The sequence below is a fragment of the Paenibacillus sp. GYB006 genome, from assembly GCF_036577645.1.
GTDB lineage: Bacteria > Bacillota > Bacilli > Paenibacillales > Paenibacillaceae > Paenibacillus.
Window position 1 is genome coordinate 441,284 of record NZ_JARBDA010000002.1, and the last position, 23,048, is coordinate 464,331.

At 41.9% G+C, this 23,048-nt stretch carries 13 protein-coding genes and 1 pseudogene; 13 read left to right on the plus strand and 1 reads right to left on the minus strand.

Annotation, left to right across the window (positions count from 1 at the left end; genetic code table 11):
* Positions 1-6: 6 nt before the first annotated feature.
* From PV403_RS07525 to PV403_RS07565, 9 genes and pseudogenes are all read left to right on the plus strand, one after another.
* Positions 7-1,347, plus strand: coding sequence for an ATP-binding protein (locus tag PV403_RS07525; RefSeq protein ID WP_213531589.1), 1,341 nt, complete (start codon positions 7-9; stop codon positions 1,345-1,347).
* Entirely contained in the window at positions 1,344-3,551 is a 2,208-nt protein-coding gene (locus PV403_RS07530; RefSeq protein WP_213531590.1) for a DEAD/DEAH box helicase, read from the plus strand. The genes PV403_RS07525 and PV403_RS07530 overlap by 4 nt, the downstream gene beginning before the upstream one ends.
* Before the next feature lie 255 nt (positions 3,552-3,806).
* Positions 3,807-4,583 (plus strand): NUDIX hydrolase, encoded by a 777-nt coding sequence (locus PV403_RS07535; protein ID WP_213531592.1) that lies wholly within the window; start codon positions 3,807-3,809, stop codon positions 4,581-4,583.
* Between the two features lie 143 nt (positions 4,584-4,726).
* Entirely contained in the window at positions 4,727-5,302 is a 576-nt protein-coding gene (locus PV403_RS07540) for a cysteine hydrolase family protein (RefSeq protein ID WP_213531594.1), read from the plus strand.
* On the plus strand, positions 5,299-6,783 hold the full coding sequence (locus PV403_RS07545; RefSeq protein ID WP_213531596.1) for a nicotinate phosphoribosyltransferase: 1,485 nt from the start codon (positions 5,299-5,301) through the stop codon (positions 6,781-6,783). Before PV403_RS07540 ends, PV403_RS07545 begins: the two co-directional genes overlap by 4 nt.
* Positions 6,784-6,799: 16 nt before the next feature.
* Positions 6,800-7,413 (plus strand): annotated as a pseudogene (nadD, locus tag PV403_RS07550) (nicotinate (nicotinamide) nucleotide adenylyltransferase).
* Positions 7,414-7,473: 60 nt separating this feature from the next.
* The gene (gene nadE / locus PV403_RS07555) at positions 7,474-8,295 is read left to right on the plus strand and encodes an ammonia-dependent NAD(+) synthetase (RefSeq protein WP_213531598.1); all 822 of its coding nucleotides are present in this window, start codon (positions 7,474-7,476) and stop codon (positions 8,293-8,295) included.
* A gap of 136 nt (positions 8,296-8,431) precedes the next feature.
* Complete coding sequence (locus tag PV403_RS07560; protein ID WP_213531599.1) at positions 8,432-10,099, plus strand: L-lactate permease; 1,668 nt, start codon at positions 8,432-8,434, stop codon at positions 10,097-10,099.
* A 229-nt stretch (positions 10,100-10,328) separates the two neighbouring features.
* Positions 10,329-10,835 carry a DUF6944 family repetitive protein gene (locus PV403_RS07565; RefSeq protein WP_213531601.1) on the plus strand — a complete coding sequence of 169 codons (507 nt, stop codon included), beginning with the start codon at positions 10,329-10,331 and terminating at the stop codon, positions 10,833-10,835.
* A 58-nt stretch (positions 10,836-10,893) separates the two neighbouring features.
* On the opposite strand, the gene PV403_RS07570 is transcribed toward PV403_RS07565, so the two are convergent.
* The gene (locus PV403_RS07570) at positions 10,894-13,023 is read right to left on the minus strand and encodes a serine hydrolase (protein ID WP_213531603.1); all 2,130 of its coding nucleotides are present in this window, start codon (positions 13,021-13,023) and stop codon (positions 10,894-10,896) included.
* A gap of 509 nt (positions 13,024-13,532) precedes the next feature.
* Between PV403_RS07570 and PV403_RS07575 the strand changes: the two genes are divergently transcribed.
* The 4 genes from PV403_RS07575 (at position 13,533) to PV403_RS07590 (ending at position 22,978) form a co-directional block, all read left to right on the plus strand.
* Positions 13,533-15,314 carry a methyl-accepting chemotaxis protein gene (locus tag PV403_RS07575; protein WP_213531605.1) on the plus strand — a complete coding sequence of 594 codons (1,782 nt, stop codon included), beginning with the start codon at positions 13,533-13,535 and terminating at the stop codon, positions 15,312-15,314.
* Between the two features lie 18 nt (positions 15,315-15,332).
* Complete coding sequence (locus tag PV403_RS07580) at positions 15,333-19,058, plus strand: non-ribosomal peptide synthetase family protein (RefSeq protein ID WP_332084070.1); 3,726 nt, start codon at positions 15,333-15,335, stop codon at positions 19,056-19,058.
* Between the two features lie 396 nt (positions 19,059-19,454).
* Positions 19,455-21,212, plus strand: coding sequence for an ABC transporter ATP-binding protein (locus tag PV403_RS07585; protein WP_332084071.1), 1,758 nt, complete (start codon positions 19,455-19,457; stop codon positions 21,210-21,212).
* Positions 21,209-22,978: an ABC transporter ATP-binding protein gene (locus PV403_RS07590; protein WP_332084072.1), complete on the plus strand. Its 1,770-nt coding sequence runs from the start codon at positions 21,209-21,211 to the stop codon at positions 22,976-22,978. The genes PV403_RS07585 and PV403_RS07590 overlap by 4 nt, the downstream gene beginning before the upstream one ends.
* Positions 22,979-23,048 lie beyond the last annotated feature (70 nt).

The window sequence follows — 23,048 nt, forward strand, 5'->3', positions numbered from 1 at the left end:
GGCTTCATGAAACAACTGAAAATACCAAAAAGACTAACGACAGCGCTCGTCAATTCTTTAACCGCAGGGGTCGTGCCAAGAGTGGGTCTGGAACATATCGCGGTTGGACGTAAACCGGAGGTCGAATCGATCCTGAGAGACATGGATAACATTGCGGAAGGCGGGGCTGCTTTTCGGCTGATAACAGGACGATATGGGAGCGGGAAAAGCTTTTTGCTGCAAATGATTCGGGGATATGCCATGGATCGTGATTTTGTAGTAGCTGATGCGGACTTATCTCCGGAGCGCCGCCTAGTGGGAACGAAAGGTCAGGGACTCGCAACCTATCGTGAGCTGATGATGCATTTATCTACGAAAACGAGGCCTGACGGCGGTGCACTAGAGATTATGCTGCAAAAATGGATTGCTTCACTTCAGCAGGAAGTGATGATGAGCAGTGGTCTGCGTCCGGATGATCCGGCAATGAATGAAGCGGTCGAAATGAAAATTTACGCGGTAACGAGTGACATGCAGAACCTCGTACATGGATTTGATTTTGCTAAAGTTCTTGCCGCTTATTGGTCTGGATATAAACTTGCAGACGAGGACCGCAAAGCAGCTGCGCTGAGATGGCTTCGGGGTGAATTTCCTACGAAGACGGAAGCGCGCAAGGAGCTTGGTGTTGGCGTAATTATTGATGATGATAACTGGTATGACTATATGAAACTATGGTCTGAATTTGCTGCGAAAATTGGTTATAAAGGGTTGCTGCTCTTCATCGATGAAGGGGTTAATCTTTATAAGATAACAAACACAATATCGCGGCAGAGTAACTATGAGAAACTGCTAACCATGTTCAATGATACGATGCAAGGGAAAGCAGAACATTTGGGGATTTATATGGGCGGAACTCCGCAATTTGTTGAAGATGAAAGAAGAGGACTTTTTAGTTATGATGCCCTGCGCTCAAGACTGATCGATGGACGATATGGCGGCGGTGCGCTCAAAACGTACACTTCACCCATTTTGAAGCTAGACTTGTTGTCTCATGAAGAGATTCTCATCTTGCTGCAAAAACTGCGTGATATTCACGCGATGCATTTTGGATATGAAGCACAGCTGAGCGATGAACAGTTGATTGCTTTTATGCAAGCCGCAGTAGGACGCCTTGGAGCAGAAGAAATGCTGACGACACGGGAAGTGGTCAGGGACTTTATGGATCTTCTTCATACCTTACATCAGCATCCGGAAGCAACATTTGAAGGTTTGCTCGGTGAGAAAGAAGCAGTATCTGCCGGCAACCAAAAAGTGAATCATTCTACGAACAAGGACGATCTGGATGATTTATTCTCGGAGTTTGAACTATGAGCAGTGGGCCGTTCAGAAGACTGGCACCGTTCATTCAAGAATTTATTTACAAAAAGAAATGGGATACACTGCGTGAAGCGCAAGTAGAAGCCTGCCGTGTCCTTTTTGATACAGATCATCATCTGCTTATCGCATCCGGAACAGCTTCGGGGAAGACGGAAGCTGCTTTTTTTCCTGCGTTAACGGAGTTATATCATGATCCATCCGAATCGGTGGGAATTCTATATATTGGTCCGCTTAAAGCGCTCATTAACGATCAGTTTGAACGGGTTAGTGATCTTCTCAAAGAAGGACAAGTTCCTGTATGGCACTGGCATGGAGATGTCAGTCAAACAGAGAAAACAAAACTGATGCAAAAACCATCGGGTGTACTCCAGATTACGCCTGAATCCTTAGAGGGACTCCTGATGAATCGTCCAAATGCCATTCCTGCACTGTTCCATGATCTCAGATACATTATTATTGATGAAGTTCATGCATTTATGGGCGCAGATCGAGGGATGCAGGTGATATCACAGTTAACTCGTATTCAGCGAATGGCAGGCTGTAGTCCCAGAAGAATCGGTTTATCTGCGACACTGAGTGATTATGATGCAGCAGCAGGATGGATTGGAGCGGGTACGCCTCAAGCGGTTGAGGTTGTATCCCCACAAGGAAGACGTAAACTGAGAATCTCGATCGATCATTTTTCGTTCCCGGATGCGAGAGACGAGAAGCAGGCGGAGCAACTGGAACTGGCTAAAAAAGCCTACTACGATTATCTATACGACGTAACGCATCTGAAAAAGGCACTTGTATTTACGAACAGCCGGTCCGATGCAGAATTAACTACACTTGAGCTGAGGCGAATTGCTGCGAAAAGAGAACAGCGAGATGTGTTCCACGTTCACCATGGAAGCATCTCGGCCATGCTGCGAGAAGAGACAGAAACAGCGCTTCGTACCGGGCAAGGACCGGCAGTAGCTGCGGCTACGTTAACGCTCGAACTCGGAATTGATCTCGGGGAGCTGGAGCGCGTGATTCAGTTAGGAGCGCCTTATAGCTGTTCAAGCTTTGTCCAGCGTCTTGGAAGGTCTGGTCGCCGGGGAGATCAGGCATCTGAGATGTTGTTTCTGTGTCCGGAAGAAGAGGACGAACAAGCTGAACTTCCGGCCCGGATGCCGTGGACTTTGCTTCGTGCGATCGCAGTAACGGAGCTATACGTAAGGCATAAATGGGTCGAACCAGTCTACATCCGAAAAAAACCAATTGGCGTACTCTATCACCAAACGATGAGTACACTGAAAAGCATGGGAGAGGCGGAACCGGCGGAACTGGCTAGAGCGGTGCTTACGCTCCCTTCGTTTCGGCAGATTGAACCTGCTGAATATAAAACGTTCCTGCAGTATCTCCTTGATATCGATCATATTCAGCGGACAGAGGAAGGAACGCTCATCATCGGTCTAGGCGGAGAAAAAATTGTGAATAACTACCGATTCTATGCTGTGTTTAAAGATGATGAAGAACATACGGTATATAACGGTTCGGAGGAGATTGGCTCGATCACAACCGTTCCCCCACCAGGTTATTGTTTCTCACTTGCAGGGAAGCTATGGAAAGTAGAAGAAGTAGATACGAAGCACAAAGCCTTATATGTAAAGTCGGCGAAAGGCAAAGTGGATACGCTCTGGCTCGGTGCCGGCGGAGATATTCATACACTTGTGATACAGAAAATGCGCGAGGTACTGGATAGCGATGATCTCTATCCTTACCTTACGCCAAGCGCAGCCAATCGACTCGAGCGTGCGAGAAGACTTGCAAGAGAAAGCGGACTTCTGAAAAGTATCGTCATTCCGGCAGGAGGAGACTCGTTCTTTATTTTACCGTGGGCGGGCAGTAAACAGTTTTGCACCCTAGAACGAATGCTGAAGCATAACCTGGCAGGACGGCTTGAACTTCGTTCCCTCGTTCCAATGGAACCTTATTATATGGTGGTTGCCGGTAATACAGATGATTCAGCGATCTGGAATGCGATTCTTTCCGAACTTGAGAACAATAAGGACGCAAGTGCACTCCTTGATGAAGATGAAGCCCCTTATCTGAGTAAATATGATGAGTTTGTTTCTCCGCAGCTTGTACGTACCGCATTTCAGGTGGATGGTCTTGATTTAGAAGGACTCGCTAAAGTATTGATTGATAGACATTCAACTACTTCGGTTATCTGAATATGTTTTTTAAACTCTCGTTCTTAAGTGGACAAGTCAGACTGCAGGCAAACTAGCTATACTAGTTTGTCTGCAGTCTTTTTTATTGTCTCAAATTGGGAGAGTATTAGATAGGTTGCCCGGGACAAGCTAATTTCAAAAACGTAGTAAGTCTCTAGAAAAATAAAAAAAGTAAAATTATGGTTGACACATTTACCCTTCATGCATATAATACAATTAACAAAATGATAATTGTTATCTGAGGAGAGTAATGCGATGTCTAATAAAGCAGCCCTAGAACAATATGATATTAAAAAATACAGAACACCTGATGGATATACTTCGGACATTGCTGTCTTTACCATTGTTCCTGTTAAGAATCAAGAATTCAGACCCCCTGTTATGGATCTCAAAATCATGCTGATCCAAAGAAGTATGCTTGATGGGGAAGGAAGGCCCAATATTGAGGCTGGGAAATGGGCGCTCCCCGGTGGCTTTGTAGATGCAAAGGAAACCGCTTTTCAAAGTGCAGAGCGTGAGCTGTACGAAGAAACCGGTATTCAAAATATTCATTTGGAACACTTTGGAGTATATGATAAACCAGGTCGCGATCCCAGAGGTTGGATTATAACCAATGCACATTTTGCGATTGTACCTGAGCATAAACTCTCAGCAAGAGAAGCGAATGACGATGCATCTGATGTTCAGCTTTTCTCGGTAAGTGAGGTGCTTGAACTAGATCTTGCCTTCGACCATGCTAAGATCATTACTGATGCCATACAAGTGATTAGGCAGAAGCTGCTTGAGACGACAGCTGCAAAGCAGTTCCTACCGGAAGAGTTTACTTATTCTGAACTTCAGGCTGTTCTCCTCACGGTAACGAACGATTCGGCGATCGCCCTAGAAGCAGCCTTTGCTAGAAAAATCAAAAACCTGCCTTTTATTGAGGAAGTAATAGGGCAGAAGACAACAAGAACATCGAAAAGGCCGACCCAATTATATCGGTTTGTAGACGTACAGCTTCATAAGTCGATCTATCATGCTAAGCTATAATTTAATTGTCTCTAAAGGCACTTCGCAAACTACCTGTGAAGTGCTTCCTAAAACGTGTATGTAAAAGATCATATTCGCCGTTTGCCGCCACAACAATTAACAAATATATAATAGTTAAAATATAATTAGAGGAGCTGTTATCAATGAATAAGAAAAAAGCCCTGATCAATATCGATTATACAAACGATTTTGTTGCAGATGATGGAGCACTGACCTGTGGAGAACCTGGTCAAATCATTGAAAAAAGGATTAACGCAATAACGAATGAGTTTATTCATAATCATGAGGATGTCTTTTTTACAATCGATCTTCATCAAAAAGAAGATGCCTATCATCCTGAAACGAAACTTTTCCCTCCGCACAACATGGAAGGTACAATTGGGCGCAAACTATTCGGAGGATTGGGGAAAATATATGAAGATCATAAAGATAATAATCATGTGTTTTGGATAGATAAGACGAGATACAGCGCATTTCAAGGAACCAATCTTGAGCTAAGGCTTCGGGAACGAGGGATAGAAGAACTGCATCTTGTCGGGGTTTGCACCGATATTTGTGTTCTTCATACCGCTGTAGATGCTTATAACAAAGGTTTTCATCTTGTTATTCATGAAGATGCCGTCGCAAGCTTCGATCAAGCCGGTCATCACTTAGCACTGAAACATTTTGCTGGGACACTGGGCTCAGCGATCTATAGAAATGGAGGAATAGTGAAATGAAAAAAATGAAACTTCCGCAGTATAATCATCTGGATGATAGTTTAGCACTTCATACGGATCGGTATCAGATTAATATGGCCGAGGTTTATTGGAAAGAGGGTATGCATAAGCGTAAAGCTGTATTTGAAGTATACTTCCGCAAGCTTCCTTTTCAGAATGGATATGCTGTTTTTGCTGGATTGGAACGCGTAGTTCGATATCTATACGACTTTTGTTTTACGGAGAGTGACTTAGCATATCTAAGAGAAGAGGGATACGACGAGGCTTATCTTGAATATCTGCGCAGCTTAAGGTTTACCGGTACCGTGAAATCAATGCAAGAAGGAGAACTAATCTTTGCGAATGAACCGTTGATGCGTATTGAAGCACCGCTCGCTGAAGCACAGCTTGTAGAGACGGCTATTCTGAACATGGTCAATTTTCAAACCTTAATTGCTACGAAAGCTTCTCGCATTAAACAGGTTGCAGGTAATGACTCTTGCATTGAATTCGGAACGAGAAGGGCTCAAGAGATGGACGCTTCGATATGGGGGACGAGAGCAGCTTATCTTGCCGGGTTTGAGGCTACCTCTAATGTCAGAGCAGGAAAAATGTTTGGTATCCCTGTTGCAGGAACGCATGCTCATTCCATGGTGCAGGCCTACCGTGACGAGTATATTGCATTTCGGAAATATGCGGAAGTTCATACAGATTGCGTGTTTTTAGTTGATACTTATGACACGCTAAAGTCTGGCGTACCCACAGCTATTCAAGTGGCGAATGAACTGGGTGATCGGATTCATTTTAAAGGTATTCGCTTGGACAGCGGTGATCTCGCTTATCTATCTAAGGAAGCCCGCCGCATGCTCGATGAAGCTGGTTACACTAATGCCAAAATTTATGCTTCTAATGATCTTGATGAGCATACGATAATGAACCTCAAATCTCAGGGGGCACGAATCGATGTATGGGGAGTCGGAACAAAGTTAATTACGGCCTATGATCAGCCTGCACTGGGTGCAGTTTATAAACTGATTGCTATTGAAGATGAAAAAGGTGAAATGGTGGATACGATCAAAATCAGTTCGAATCCTGAAAAAATTACAACGCCCGGGCTTAAAAAAGTGTTCCGGATCATCAATAAAATGAATGGAAAATCAGAAGGAGATTATATTGCACTTGAAGAGGAAGAACCGGATAAGGAAGAAGTACTTCATATGTTCCACCCTGTTCATACTTTTATTGGGAAGTTCGTTACCGGATTTGAAGCTAGAGAGCTTCATCAGACGATTTATGAAAATGGAGAATTGATATACGATCTTCCAACCCTTCAAGAAATTCGTGATTTTGCTCAGCGTAATCTCCATTTATTGTGGGACGAATACAAACGGACACTGAATCCGGCAGAATATCCTGTGAATTTAAGTAAGCAATGTTGGGATAACAAAATGAAACGGATCGAGGAAATAAGAAAAAAGGTAGAAGCGTTTATGAAAAGGTAAAGGAGGAAAGATAGATATGGGGAGAGTTGGCATATACGGATCATCTTTTGATCCCATTACAAATGTGCATCTCTGGACCGCCAGTACCGTAGCTCACCGTGCAAAGCTCGACAAAGTGATTTTCCTTCCTTGTTCAAGCAATCGTCCAGACAAAAAAATGAATGTCAGCGATGAACATCGGATGAACATGGTCAACATGGCGATTCAGAACAATCCGAAATTTGAAGCAGACCGGTATGAGATGGAGCAGCCCGGCTGGGAGATATCGACTTATCTCACACTTAAGCATTACAGAAAAAGATTTCCTGATGATGAGATCTATTTATAATGGGGGCGGATCTGCTTGTTGATATTGGAGAAGGAAAATGGAAACGAGCAGAAGAATTGATCCAAGAAAATAAATTTATTGTCATGGCTCGGGACGGAATTAACATGCTGTCAGCGATCAGTAAATCACCTATCCTCAGAAATTCAGATGATGGCTATACTTTTCACTTAATTGACAAAGGATTGGCAATGGAGATCAGTTCTAGCTATATTCGGGATGAACTTAAAATGGGAGGCGAACCCCGCTATTTAGTTCCTGATCCGTGTTATGACTATATAAAAACCAACCATTTATATGAATGAATTCATTTCATACTCATGAAAAGGTATTATGAAATTAACTCGAATAGGGAGGATTTAAAAATGGATAAGCAACAAGAAATTAAGGAGTCTTTGCACGTAAAACCTGTCATTGTTCCAAAGGATGAAATCAGGGAGAGAGTTAATTTTCTAAAAGATTATTGTAAGAAGGCAGGAGCGAAAGGGTATGTACTCGGAATTAGCGGAGGGCAGGACTCTACGCTCGCCGGGCGACTTGCACAGCTGGCTGCTGAATCTCTGCGTCAAGAAGGATACGAAGCTAAGTTTACTGCAGTACGGCTTCCTTACGGTACACAAAAGGATGAAGCTGACGCTCAGGAAGCACTGAAATTTATTCAGCCTGATGATACCATCGTGTTTAATATCGAAGATCCTGTAAATGCCTTAGTAAGTGCATATAGCTCCTCCACGGGTGAAGAATTAGGGGATTTCCACAAAGGAAATGTCAAAGCCAGAATGCGAATGATTGCTCAATACGCCATAGGAGGCGAAAGGCAAAGCCTTGTTATCGGTACAGATCATGCAGCAGAAGCAGTCACTGGATTTTTCACTAAATTTGGTGATGGTGGTGCGGATATCGTTCCTCTTACAGGACTGACAAAGGGGCAAGGGAGAGAACTGCTCAAAGAATTGGGTGCTCCTGAGCGACTGTATTTAAAGACACCGACAGCTGACCTATTGGATAATAAACCACTGCAAGCGGATGAAACGGAACTTGGTATAAAGTACGACACGCTGGATGACTTTCTTACAGGAAAACAGATCGACCCGGCAGCAACTGCTAAAATCGAGCAGCGTTATCACATGACGAAGCATAAAAGAGAACTTCCAGTTACCCCTTTTGATCATTGGTGGAAGGAATAGGTGCAGATTGAGAAAGTCGCTTATTAGCGGCTTTTTTGCTATAGATACTCATCTATTTTGAAATAAAGACTTAGAAAGCGAAGTTTAGGGAATATTTAGTACTACACTTTAAGTATGAGTAAAGGAGTAAATAACCTTGAATTTCCTTGAATTGATTACGGCAGCGATGCCGATTCTTTCGGTGTTGATTTTCCTTGTGATCTTGCGGATGCCCGCAACCGTCGCTATGCCGCTTAGCTTTGCAGTAACTGCTGTTCTGGCTTATTTTGTATGGGATATGCCGCTGATTAACCTTACAGCTTCGACACTTGAGGGTGTATTTGTTACTCTTACCGTGTTATTTATCATCTTCGGAGCGATCCTGCTTCTGAATACGTTGACTCATGGGGGAGCACTTGCAGTGATCAGGGAAGGGTTTATGAATATCTCTGAAGATATGCGTGTACAGGTTATTATCGTAGCCTGGTGTTTTGGAGGTTTTATCGAAGGAGCAGCCGGTTTTGGTACACCAGCAGCGATAGCAGCACCATTGCTGTTAGCCCTTGGATTTCCTCCTATTGCGGCGGTAGTGGTGGCATTAATTGCTGACAGTACGCCCGTAGCTTTTGGAGCCGTGGGTACAACCTTTAATGTGGGAATCAGACAGGGTCTTGATGAAACATCACCCGTATTTATGAACTATTTGACAGAGCAAGGTATAGATATCAGCGGCTTCTTGCAAGCCATTGCAATGCGGTTAACCCAGATTGATATCTTCATCGGTACCTTTATTCCTCTAATTTTAGTTCTCATGATTACAAGGGTATTCGGTAAAAATAAGTCCTTTAAGGAAGGATTTCAAATGGCTCCATTTGCGATCTTTGCAGGACTAACCTATACCATACCAGCAGCACTCGTTGCTACTTTTGTAGGTTATGAATTCCCTTCTCTGCTCGGAGCATTAGTCAGCCTGATCATTGTTGTTCTTGCCGCTCAAAAAGGGTTTTTACTGCCTAAAGGAGAACCATGGTGTAAATTTGGTCCTTCGGAGTATGTCAAGAAAGAGATAAAAGCAGAAGAGGAACAGGAAGCATCGGGGCATACGTTAACACTGGCAAAAGCATGGGTTCCCTATATTCTTATTGCGGTATTGCTTGTTTTGACTCGTGTGATTAAACCATTACAACGGTGGTTACAGGGGATAAGCATCTCGTGGAACGATATCATGGGAACAGGAATTAGTCAGAATTGGCAAATTCTATATTCACCAGGATTTATCTTCTTGCTAGTTGTCGCAATTACCGTAGTTCTTCATGAGATTCCAAGGAACAAGATGAAGCTAGCTTTCTCTGAAGCGGCAGGATCTATGGTAGGAACTGCGATTGCACTGGTATTTTCTACGGCCATGGTACGCATCTTTTTGAACTCTGGAATAGAGGGAGCCACATTACAAAGTATGCCGACAGAACTAGCGCAGCTTGCATCTAATGTGTTCGGCGGAGCGTGGCCAATAGCTGCCCCATTCATAGGAACACTGGGCGCTTTTGTGTCAGGCAGTGCAACATTCAGCAATATGATGTTTAGTTCATTGCAATTTGATGTAGCTACCGTGAATGGGTTTGCCCCAGATCTGATCATTGCACTGCAGGCGATCGGAGCTGCTGCGGGAAATATGATCTGCGTTAGTAATGTCGTCGCTGTATCTGCTGTCGTTGGGGTACTCGGTAAAGAAGGACAGATCATCAGACTAGCGTTAATACCAAACTTGTTTTACGTTATCTTGTCGGGGATTATCGCCATGTTGATCGCTATGGTATTTATTTAAACGAAGAAGCGGACTACGTATTAAAAAAGATTGGAAAGAAGCGGCTGAACATGATCAGTCGCTTCTTTCTGTTTATGATGAGTATATAGAGTGGTTCGTCTCGAAACACTACTCATTCTTTTGTCAAAGCAGCGCAGAACAAAGAACCAATTTTCTCAAAGTAAAGTCCAATCTCTTATTCAAACATATAATATAATATCTTATTTGTTAGAGAAGGGAGGAGAGTAGAATGGCCCAAGGCATAGAAAGTATTGGTTTATGGATTGCGGCCTTGGGAACTACGCTGATCGCCTCCGTCTCAAATCAAGGGGAAACCTCCAGATTATATGTAATTGGTACATGTTCTGCTGCGATAGGAGCTATATTATCGGCTTTGGCGGCAACGAGGACAGTGAAGATTAGGAAGGTAGTCAGAGAAAAACTTGAAAAACGGGGAACGTTTCTAAGGGCCATTGGATTCGCATTAGTAGCCGAAGCAAAAGGCATGCCGAGCAGTGTCCGGATTGCAGGGGCCTTTAGATCCATCGGTAATGCAGTGGCGTTGTTAGGTCTTGAGCTGCCTGAATCTAATAAAAAGAGAGAGAGGCTGATAGAAGAAGGCAATGTATTGGCTGTACTAGGGGGGACCTATGAGATAGTGGAGGCTGAAAGACCAACATCTAGAGTGGAACGGATTCGCTACTATGGGAATATTTTAGAGACAGTCGGAGATGCCCTCAGTCTAAATATAGAATGAAAATAACAGGCATTTCCGATAGACGAATAAACGTCCTGGGAAATGCCTGTATTGTTCTTTATTCTTTTGTGGCGTCAGCTTGATCTGCTGTCACATTTTCTTGCTCTTTAGCAAGTCCAGCGACGATCTGGTCGGTTGGCTGGGTTAGCAATTGGTACATAAGAGCCGCTGCTTCTTGACGAATAAGCGGTTTTACCGATTGGTAATTAGCAGAACCATTTCCTTGTAGTTTAACTTCAGGTCCATAAAGGCCTAGTCCGATCATCATTTGAACAGCAGGGACAGCCCAGGTATCTGTTTTTCCAGAGAGCTGTACACTACTGAATAATTGATCTGGGTATTGCTGTTTATAAATTCTCCATATCATCACTGCTGCCTCTTGGCGGGTAATGACCTGATCTGGTTTGAACAGCTTCTGATCTGCACCTTCAATCATGCCTATCTCATAGCCTGCCTGAATATAGCCGGCAGCAGAATGAGTAGCCCAGTCACTACCAGGTTCTGGTTGCGTTTTGCTTTGTGGGATACCGCTGAGTTCAAGGATTTCCTCGATAAACTCTGCGCGAGTTAGTGCATTTTTCGGATGGAAATAGGTGCTCGGATCGTTCGAATAATGACCAAGAGATTGCAGTCCATAAATAAACGTTCCATAAGCGCTGCCTGGACGAACGTCTTTATACCCGGCAGCTTTTACTCCTTTCTTTTCGTATCCGAACGGGTTTAAATAAGGTTCTTTCATATATATTGTTCCGTCCGTATTTTCTTTGAAAGCGGTGAATTGACCGCTGAGTTCATCCATGAATAAATTATCGTCCACTTGAATCAAGGATCGAGCACCGAGATAGGCATCAGATATCTCCATTTTACCAGCCTGATCGTCAGCATCTGTAAGTTTACTTACGATCGTTTTCAAACGAAGATCAGAATAAAGCCCTGCGTAACGCTGCAGTTCCTCTGCTGTTTGCGGTTCAAAATTATCGAGCTTGGCTGGTTCTGCATACTCTGGGAAGAAAGTAGAGATAAATGCAGGATAGAATAAATTACGTAAAGCACCCGTTTGGTTATAAGTAAGGAAGACACCTGTATTTTGCTCAGGAATGAAGAAGAGATAAGAGCTGAAACCAATAAGATCTCCTGCCTTAGTTATAATTTTGGAACTGCTTCCTGCTCCGGGAATTTGAAATGGTGCTTCAAATCCATAGGTGGTATCAGGTAATAGGGGATGAATCTCAGAACGGTATGTTTCCATACTTGTTACTGTAGCGTCTTTAAGTATGCGGTTCGTTCCGTCAGTACCTCCATTCAGGAAAGCAATCATAAATTTGCCTATATCTTCAGCAGTAGACATCATCCCCCCTTGAGGCATAGGAGCAGGGGAAAGGGCGTATAGATCAATGGGATTATGAGCAGCATCATAAGCTATGGACAGTTGTTTTTTGAATTGATCGTTCAGCATAAAACCACTGTTTTGCATGCCAAGAGGATCAAACACGTGTTTCTGTATATAGGATTCAAATGGCTCTCCGCTGACATTTTGGACAACGAGTCCTAGAAGCAATGATGCAAAGTTATCGTACATATAGGAACTACCGGGTTCACGAACAACAGGAGGCATGTGCTCTTGAACATAGTCCTCCATGGATATGTATTTGTCAAAATCGGCATGAATATCTTCTGCCTTAGGATCGCGTATTTCAAAACCGGTCGTATGGGTAAGTAAGTTTTCAATGGTTACGGGTTTATCATAGGGATTATCGAAATCAAGACCAGGGACATAAGTTTTAAAATCATTCTTAAGACCTATTTTCCCTTGTTCGACTAGCTGCATAATGGCAACTGCCGTGAAAGTTTTAGATACAGAGGCGATGCGAAAAGCTGTTTTTTTCGGATCAACGGGAGACTTTTCTTCGAGGTCAGAGTAACCATACCCTTTTTCTGCGATCACTTTGCCGTCCTTAACAATAATAACGGAAGCGCCTACATAATGAGATAAAGCCTGCTGTGAGTTAAAGAATTCATCTAGAAATACCTGAGCTGTTTCGGGAGAAAGATTTTTTGGAACGCTAGCAGTAGATGAGAGGGATGAATCGGCGTGTACGGATGGTAAGAGTACACCTAAGAAGAGGAATAGAGCTAGAAAAGCAGCTAATAACGCTTTCCTTCGAATAAAGATAGGTGAAAAATTCATACAATCACTCCTTCTTTAATATCGGTATTCCGTGTGTTCTTCACGGATATCAAGCTAATTATAGCAGAGACCTTATACCAATAAAAGGAATTTAATCCTTATTGATGAACAAAAAAAGGGAAAGGAGCGGAATAGAAAAATATAAATTAATAATGTAACAATTGTCATAATTAGGAAATGTAATTTAAAGTATTTTCATCTTAATTTAAACAAATAGAAAAATTCCGAAGAGATTAAATTGAAAAAGGTATAAAAAATCCTTAAAGAATAGCCGATTAGTTATTAGGACCTATGTGAAGGGGGATGTTTACATAGGTATATAAGATAAAAAAATGTTTTTGGGTTTTATTAACATTAATTTCAGAAGATTAATATTTGCTGTACTACATTTCAATATAGAAGGGATGGATGACGTAAAGAGAAGGCCAAATAGGGTCACTGCAGGATGGGAAATCGAGATATTTTCCTATGAAAAACCACAAGGACATATTAGGAGGAGAAACACAGTCATGAATAAAATAAACAACTTTATACAGAAGTTGAATTCCATCTTTAAGAATCAAAGTATTGTCACACGAAATATGATATTTACAAGTCTATATATCATCCTAACGGGTGCGGTAGTGATTTGGTACAGTTATTATATTCAAGGAAATGTTCTTACGCATCAGCTTCAATCTGATTCCGGAAAGATAATGGAAACTCTAGTTAAACAAGTGTCAACGGAAGATGCCCAAGAAGCGAAAGATACAATAGACCCAAATTCCCCTGTACAACAGAGATTAATGGAAACCTTTAGTGAGTTAGTCAGTACGCATCCTAATATTGCACAGGGTTACATATTTGGTCCCGAGCTTGAGGATGGGAACAAAACATCTGTAATAGCTCTATCTCCAGCCCTCCTAGATCTGTTTATGGAAAGTAATATGGCGCTTGGTGATTTATATGAGCAACCCCAACTACACGTAGATGCCGTAAATGAGATGTTGGATACAAAAGAACTCTCCTTTACGAAAGCCTATAACGATGATTTTGGTACGTGGATCACGGTCCTGTATCCTTTTTTAGATAATAACGGTGAAGTATTTGCCTACATGGGGATTGATGTAGATGCAAGTTTAATTGCTTCAGGTAAAAAAGAGTTGCTCACTTCCACGTTAATTGCGCTCTTGATCACTTTAATCATCGTACTTGCTATGCAGTACTATACGCTGAAACGTACGTTTAAACCGATCAGTGATTTAAAAGGTGCCTTAGAAAAACTAAGTAACGGTGATTTTACAGTTCAATTAAAAACAAGTGATGATGAATTTGGACAAGTAAATGCGAAGTTTAATATGACAGTTAACCATATGAACGAATTAGTGAGTACGATAAAGAAAGTATCGGAGCAATCTGCTGAGCAATCGAATGTTTTATTTTCAACTGTAGAATTAAATAACAAGAACGCATCAGAAATTACGAAAAATATGAAAGAAATGTCTGATAGTGCAGATATGCAAAGTGTTTCGATCACTGAAAGTGTGGTCTCGCTAGAAGAAATAACGACAGGTGTTACTACGATCGCGGGAAATACGACAGAATTATCCGAGATTTCTTTACATATGAAAGAGCAGTCTGAATTAGGTAATCACAATATTGAGCAAGTCATTGAGCAAATGAATTCGATTAATTATTCTGTCAAAGATTCTGTAAATATTATCGAAAAATTACAGAGTCGGTCTCAGGAGATTGGACAAATCGTACAGGTAATTACTGAGATTGCTGCACAAACAAATCTACTGTCTTTAAATGCAAGTATAGAAGCAGCTCGTGCTGGCGAAGAAGGACGCGGTTTTGCAGTTGTAGCAGGTGAAGTCAAAAAATTATCTGAGGAATCCAAGAAGTCTGCCGATCAGATTGCTGAGTTAATCCAGTTTATTCAAGATGAAACGGAACTCGCAGTAAAAGCAATCGGTGAAGGGGAAGAGAAAGTCGAGACAGGCATTCGTGTCGTAAGAGAAACGGGCTCGCTATTTGAAGGAATATTAATTTCAACAGATTCAGTGACGAGCCAAATCCAGGAAGTATCCGCTGCTACACAGCAAATGGTCGCGGAAACGGAACAGATCACAGCTTCTATTAAGCAGCTTGCTGTACTAGCTGAGAAAAATTCTTCCGTATCTACAGAAATCCAAATGGGTACTCAGGAACAACAAGCCACGTTTGCGCAGATCTTTGAGTCTGCTGAACAACTGAATCAGGTATCAGGCAGATTAGAAAGATTAGTTGAACAATTACAAGTAAAATAAAATAGGAGCTGATCGATTTTGAATGCAACGCTACTAACTAAACATGGCAAAGAGTATTGGATTAATGAGTTACAGCTGCCTTTGCCAGGATTTTATATGTATACAGACTACCCAGCAATGATGTCAGGCAGAAGCATGAAGGAAATGAACATTTTACTGGATGGGAAAATACCAAGACTTGAACAACTACGTCCTTTGTACAATATAAACACTTGGATGCTTTCAAGTTATATCGTATTTTTATACAAAATGAGTGGTGATAAAGATCTACTGATCGGAGTGAGCGATCACAAAGGCGGCATTTTACCACTGCGCATGACGCTAAGTGGATTAGAGAACTTTCAAACAGTATATGATCAAGTAGGTATGAAGCTGCAAGCGATCGAAGAAACGGATATTACACTTACAGAAATTGGAGATTTTCTGGGACAAACTATAGCTTTCCATACGCTTTACGGAGATCAACTCCACCATCCGAACAGTGATTTACATTGGTTTGTAGGGCAGGGAGCGTTGGATAGCTGGAAACTTCATATTGTCTATGCACAAGAGTTGTATGAGGAATCAACGATTCGCAAATTCTGCGATAATTATTTATTTCTCTGTAACGAGCTAATTGAACATATGAATATGCCGATCGATCAAATTTCTATAGTAACACCTGCTGATTTAGCAGCCTACGAGAAGCTCAATAATAGTAAAAAGGATCTGCCTTCTGAACTAACAATTACATCCATGTTTGCTGCGTCAGTAGAAAAGTATCCTGAGCGGACCGCAATTTCTTATGGTGACCAAGAGGTCACTTACCAGGAGCTGGATCAGTTATCTAGTTGTCTAGCTCAAATGCTGCTCTCCAATGGACTACAGAAAGGTGAGTTCGTATCTATTTTTATGGAGCGCAGTCTTTCTACTATTGTGAGTCTATTTGGTATTATCAAAGCTGGAGGAGCTTATGTTCCGCTTGACCCTTCCCATCCGGATGAAAGAAATGCTTATATTATTGAAGATACGAAGTCAAGACTGATTCTGGCTCAGTCTGATTTCACGACAAAATTAAATACACTTTTATCAGATTTCGAAGTAAAGCCATTGATTATTTATCCGAAAATGAATATGGAGGCATATGCGGAAGATTCGAATGTTACTCCTACTATAGACTTGAACGGTGATGATCTAGCTTATGTTATCTATACATCCGGCTCAACAGGTAAACCAAAAGGAGCACTCATTTCTCATAAAGGTGTTGTGAATTTGGCGTTCGCCACACAAGATCATCTCCAGTTGACAGAGCAAGACATCATTTTACAGTATTCTACTTTCAGTTTTGACGCTTCTGTGTATGATTTGTTCAGTTCTCTTGTCAGTGGTTCCAGACTTCATCTGTTAGCAGATGAAGAACGTTTTTCCATTGATGCTTTTACAGAGGCAGTAAAACAAACAGGAGCTACGAGGTTTGCTATTTTGCCGACAGTCTTCTTCAATCAGCTTGCAGCTCATTTACCAGAAAATCAAACGCACATTTATCATAATATTAAAAGTATTGCGGTAGCAGGAGAAGCTCTGCCCGGTGAAATGGTACGTATGCTTCAGAAAAAACTATCCGTACCTGTTATTAATCTATATGGGCCTACAGAGATTACTTCCGTTGCAACAGCGCATGTGATTGACTATGAACTTCCAGAACATATTTCTACTGTATGTATTGGTAAGCCGCTTGCAAACTATGAATTATATGTGGTAGATGCGAATAATAAGCTTTGTCCGACTTGTGTAACCGGCGAACTATTGATTAGTTCGATTGGACTTGCGAAAGGGTACTTACATCTACCGGAAAAAACAAAGGAAGTGTTCATAGCTGATCCGATTACAGAAGGTTCAGGGAAAATATTATACCGGACAGGAGATTTGGTCAGACTTTTGCCAAATGGCGAAGTAGAGTATAGAGGCAGAAAAGATTTTCAGGTAAAAATCAGGGGCTTTCGGGTTGAAATTGGAGAGATTGAAGATAATCTGGCTAAGCATGACCTCGTCAAAGATATTGCCGTTATAGCAAGACCGGACCAAGATGGTGTAAAGATTTTAGTAGGCTTTTATACATCAAATCATGGTCAGGCTATTGCTCAAAGTGAGCTTGTGCAATTTTTAAGCAAAAAGGTACCAAATTACATGATACCGAAATACTTTAGCCATTTAGAACAAATGCCTTTATCACCCACAGGCAAAATGGATCGTAAAAAACTAGCTCTGTACGAAATAAATACAGAACATGATGATACTGAATATGAAGCTCCTGAGAATGAACTACAGATACAAGTAAGCGAAGCTTGGCAAAAAGCGCTGGGACTAACTAGAATCGGCATCCATGATGACTTTTTCGAAATTGGAGGGTATTCACTAAAAATCCTAGAAAGTCTAGTGATTTTAAAACCTCATTTTCCGCAGCTGAAAATTAATGATTTCTTCGTGTACCCTACGATATTCAAATTATCAGAGAGAATAGAAGAGATGGGTAGAGAAGAATTACTTCAAGATGCAGTAGATATGGCTAATCTTCCAATTCAAGATTTGGTAGAATATCCGCTTACCTTTGGTTCGGACGAAGCAAGGGAAGAGAACTTGTCTAAACAAAATAATATTTTACTAACCGGTGCGACAGGTTACTTAGGATCCCATCTGCTCTATGAATTATTACATAAATCAGAAGCCGTTATATATTGTCTTGTACGGCCCTCTCGTGAGCTGTCTCCTATAGAGCGTTTAACGGATGTAATGAAAGGGTATTTCGGAAATTCTATCGCGAAGGTTATGAAAAACCGTGTAGTAATTATTGAAGGTGATCTCTCACAAGAAAACCTTGGTTTTAGTGAAGCGGACCGAATGCTCGTAGATAAGCTGGTTGATTCGATTGTACACTGCGGTGCCGATGTAAAACATTTCGGAGATTCCGAACATTTTGCAAATGTGAACATCGATAGTACGAGACGACTACTAAAACTAGCGAAGAAAAAACCGCATACACGTTTTCATTTTATTTCTACACTGGGTATACCGGAAGATTTGGCTTTTAACGGTCAATGGAACGGTGTTATTCAGGGATCAGGTTACAAAACTTCCTATATTGAGAATGTATACACGAACAGTAAGCTCGAAGCTGAAAAACTCGTTGTGAAATATGGTGAGGAAGAAGGCATAGCCGCTAGTATCTATCGTGTGGGAAATCTTTCTTGCAATTCTACTACAGGGGTCTTCCAGAAAAATATTGATCAGAATGCATTTTACCGGATGCTGAAAGCAATGCTTCTATTAGAGAAGGCACCTAATGTAAGATGGGAAGTTGATCTAACTCCGATTAATTATGCGGGAGAAGCCATTATTGCTCTAGCTCTTCAGAAAGAGACGGTCGGTAAGGTATTCCACATTTGTAATCCGGTCACGATTCCGTATGAACAAATGGTCGAACACTTTAACAACTACGGCTATGATATTAACTTGTTTGCACTCCCTGAGTTTGAATCTTGGCTGCTGAATCCAGCAGAACCGAAAGATCAAGCAGGACTTGAACTGGCTATGGCACAGCTGGAAGGCGATGGAGCGAAAAATTCAGCATTTCGCTATGCTTGTCCGCAAACATTAGAGTATCTGGAAGGTACAGGTGTAGTATGTGCTGAACCGGATGAATCTTTTATTCATCAATTAATTAGTTATGCAGTGAAGATTGGATATTTTCCTAAGGTAAGCAGCTAAGAGAAAAGTGAAGATAATTCCACAAAGAACCGGCATTTGCCGGTTCTTTTTATTTTGGCAAGTTTTCCTTATTTTAAATTCTGTTTCCTGTGCCGAAATGAGAAGCTCCTGATGCCACTAATCGAGTAAGACCGGACGAACACAACAATTACTCAGAGTTTTAAAGCACAATCAAGTGGTCTCGCAATCACAAATGGATAAATGTTACTTTTAATTCACTGTTACATCTACGAGCAAATTTATAATTATTTTTTACCTAGGAAAAAAAGAAAACATACGGTAAACTGGTAAAGATTTACTGCTGGAATTAGTTTTATTCTAAGTGGTTTGAATCCATTTTCATAACAAAATTGATTCATTTATCTACATATTTACACATATATGGGGGTGGGCAATATGCCCAAAGAAAAGACCAAAGAAAAGAAAGTATCAATGACATGGTTGTTTCAGTATTTGAGGCCAGTAAAAGGCCGATTAGCGAGCTTGCTGATCATGTTGTTAGTTTCAACGGGACTGCAGCTGATCAGCCCGCAAATCATTAAACGATTTATTGATACGGCAGCAGTTGGAGGTGTACTGACAACACTTATACAGCTGGCAGGGCTATTTCTGGTCGTGGCTGTTCTAAATCAGGTCATAACCGTAGCAGTTAGTTACTTAGGTAACGATGTCTCTTGGCGTGCGACCAACCGACTTCGGGGTGACTTATTGAAGCACTGTTTAAGGCTTGATATGCGGTTTCACAACATGAAAACACCTGGTGAGATGATCGAACGTGTGGATGGAGACGTGACGAGTATTTCGAACTTTTTCTCCATGTTTATCGTTCAGGTCATTGGGAGCTTTGTTCTGCTCGCGGGTATTCTCGGGTTCATGTTCACTGTGAATTTACCTATAGCTATCGTTATGACGGTATTTACCCTTGTTTCGATCTTATTTATGGTATTCATTCGTGATTTAGGTGTTGCTCCGTCCAAGGATGAGCGTGAAGCAAGTGCTTCCTTATTTGGACTCATTGAAGAACGGATTGCCGGTATTGAAGATGTGCAAGCGAACGGCAACGTGCCTTATGTGATGAACCGATTTCATCAATTAATGCGGGCCGTATTCCTAAAAGGGAGAAAAGCCTGGATGATTCGGGTCATCCCATGGAATACGACGGTAATCTTGTTTGCCTTAGCGGTTACTGCTGTGCTGCTACTTGGCGTACATTACTATTTAATAGGTCAAATAAGCCTGGGTACGCTTTTTCTAATCTACCAATATACCCAAATGTTAAATGACCCGATTGAGATGCTGGGCGATCAGGTACAAGAATTTCAAAAAGCAAAGTCTGGCATGCTTCGTTCAAGAGAATTACTCTCCCATCGAAGTAGTATTGTGGACGGGGAACAGGAGCAGCTTCCTGAAGGAGCTCTTGGTCTAGAGTTTGATAAGGTGAGCTTTAGTTATAACCAAGATAAACCTGTGCTCAGAAACATTAACTTTACTGTTAAACCGGGAGAAAGACTTGGCATCATCGGGCGAACAGGCAGCGGAAAATCCAGTCTCAGCCGGATTTTGCTTCGTTTATACAATATAGACAGCGGAGTGATTCGTGTGGGTGGGATAGATATTACTTCACTGAAGCTTCCGGCACTCTATCGCAGAGTTGGCATGGTTACACAAGATGTCCAGTTGTTCGATGGCTCACTGCGTGACAATCTAACCTTATTTGATGCAGGTGTGTCTGATGATTCTATTCTGAAAACGACCGAGCAGCTTGGACTTCGCAAATGGATTGATGCACAGCCGAGAGGGCTGGATACACATTTGACGGCGGGAGGTTCCTCGCTATCGGCAGGGGAAGCACAGCTATTTGCTTTAACGCGTGTCTTTTTAACAAAGCCGAATCTAGTCATTCTCGATGAGCCTTCATCTCGGCTGGATGCAGCCACAGAAACGATGCTGCAAATCGCAGTAGATCAATTAATGGAAGAGTGCACCGGCATTATTATTGCGCACAGACTAGCTACATTAGAGAAGGCAGATAAAATTCTAGTGCTAAGCGATGGCGAAATCATAGAGTTTGGAGCACGGGAAGAACTTGCACAGCGTCCAAATTCGCATTATGCAAGACTGCTGGCGACAGGCACAGAGGAGGAACTAGCATGACGGTAGCTGGATTTATAGGAAGATTATTTCGATATAATCCCTTTTTATTTTTAATTAATGGAGTGTTATGGTGTGTATTTCACTCTTTACCCCTCGCTATCGGAATTGGCATGCAGTGGTTCTTTGATCGGGCAACCGCTGCAAGTTCAAAGGACTATATGTGGCTTGCGGTTCCGCTGATCTTTATTGCTGTAGTAAGGTTCATCAGAGTAGGTACTTTCTTTACAGCATTCTATCAATGGATAACCTATATCTTTCATATTCAAGCGATTCTTCGTACGAATATGCTCTCAGGCATAATGCGCTGGCCTGGTCGGAATTTACCCGCATCACCAGGAGAAGCGATGAGTCGTTTTCGAGATGATGTCGATGAAGTTGTAGAGTATGTAGAGTCATGGGTAGATTTTTGGGGGAAACTTGTTTTTTCTATCGTATCGATCAGCATTATGGCGAGTATCAACTGGAAGATCATGCTGGTGGCAGTTCTACCTCTGCTCCTTGTTACTTTCCTTAATAATTTGTCAGGGAATCGAGCCCGCAGATATGGACAGAAAAACAAAGAGGCAACGGGGCGCATTACCAGTTTTATTGCGGAAACCTTTGGTGCTGTTCAAGCACTGAAGTTAGGTCAGGCCGAAGATCATGTTCATGATCGCTTTACAACATTGAATGAAGATCGCCGTCAAGCGGCGCTGAAAGATAATCTGTTCAAGCAATGGATGAGATCACTCAATCAACATGTAATCAGCATATGTACGGGTCTCATTCTTCTTATGTGTGCTTCTGAAATGCAGGCAGGCCGATTTACGGTTGGAGATTTTGCTTTATTCACCACGTATCTAGCTAATATCGGGTACAGTATTTCACTATTCGGGTACATGGTTTTTCAACATAAGCGCCTTAAAATATCGTTTGACCGAATGCGTACTTTGTTTCGTCCCGGTGAAGAAGATCGAATCATCGAATCACGGAAAATTTATCTGAATGAGGAACCTCCTGAGCTTCCTATCATTCATAGTGAACCGAATGAACAGCTGAGAGTACTCGAGGTAAACCGTTTAACCTATCATTATCCGAATACAGATAAAGGAATTTCAGATATTAATTTTCGTCTTGAACGGGGTAAGTTTATTGTCATTACAGGCCGGATTGGTGCTGGTAAATCTACGCTGGTCCGCACGCTGCTTGGACTGCTTCCCAAGCAAGGGGGCACGGTTCGCTGGAATGGTGAGGAAGTCGATCCTGCTACTTTCTTAATGCCTCCAAGAGCCGCATATACACCGCAGGTTCCGCGTCTATTCAGTGATACTCTAAAAGAGAATATCGTTCAAGGAAAGAGATCAAATGTAGAAGAGTCTTTAAATAAAGCAATTCGTCTTGCTGTCATGGAGAAAGATATTACCCATTTAGATCAAGGGCTTGAGACTTTTGTGGGACCGCGGGGGGTAATGTTATCTGGTGGGCAAATTCAGCGAGCAGCAACTGCACGTATGATCATGACGGGAGCGGACTTGTTCATATTTGATGATCTATCAAGCGCGCTGGATGTAGAGACAGAGCAGCTAGTATGGGATGGTTTATTTAAAGAAAAGAATGTAACCTGCATTGCCGTATCTCACCGTAAAGCAGCACTTACTAAAGCGGACCATATTATTGTAATGAAGGATGGGCGGATTGAAGCAGAAGGCAGTCTAGCCAAGTTGCTTGAAGAAAATGAAGAAATGCAGCTATTGTGGCAGGGAGAACAGGTCCCAGCCAGGGTTTAAATAGGAGTATATTCGGGTAATTTTACTACACCTCTTTATTCATTGGAGAGGTGTTTTTCGTTATGCTATG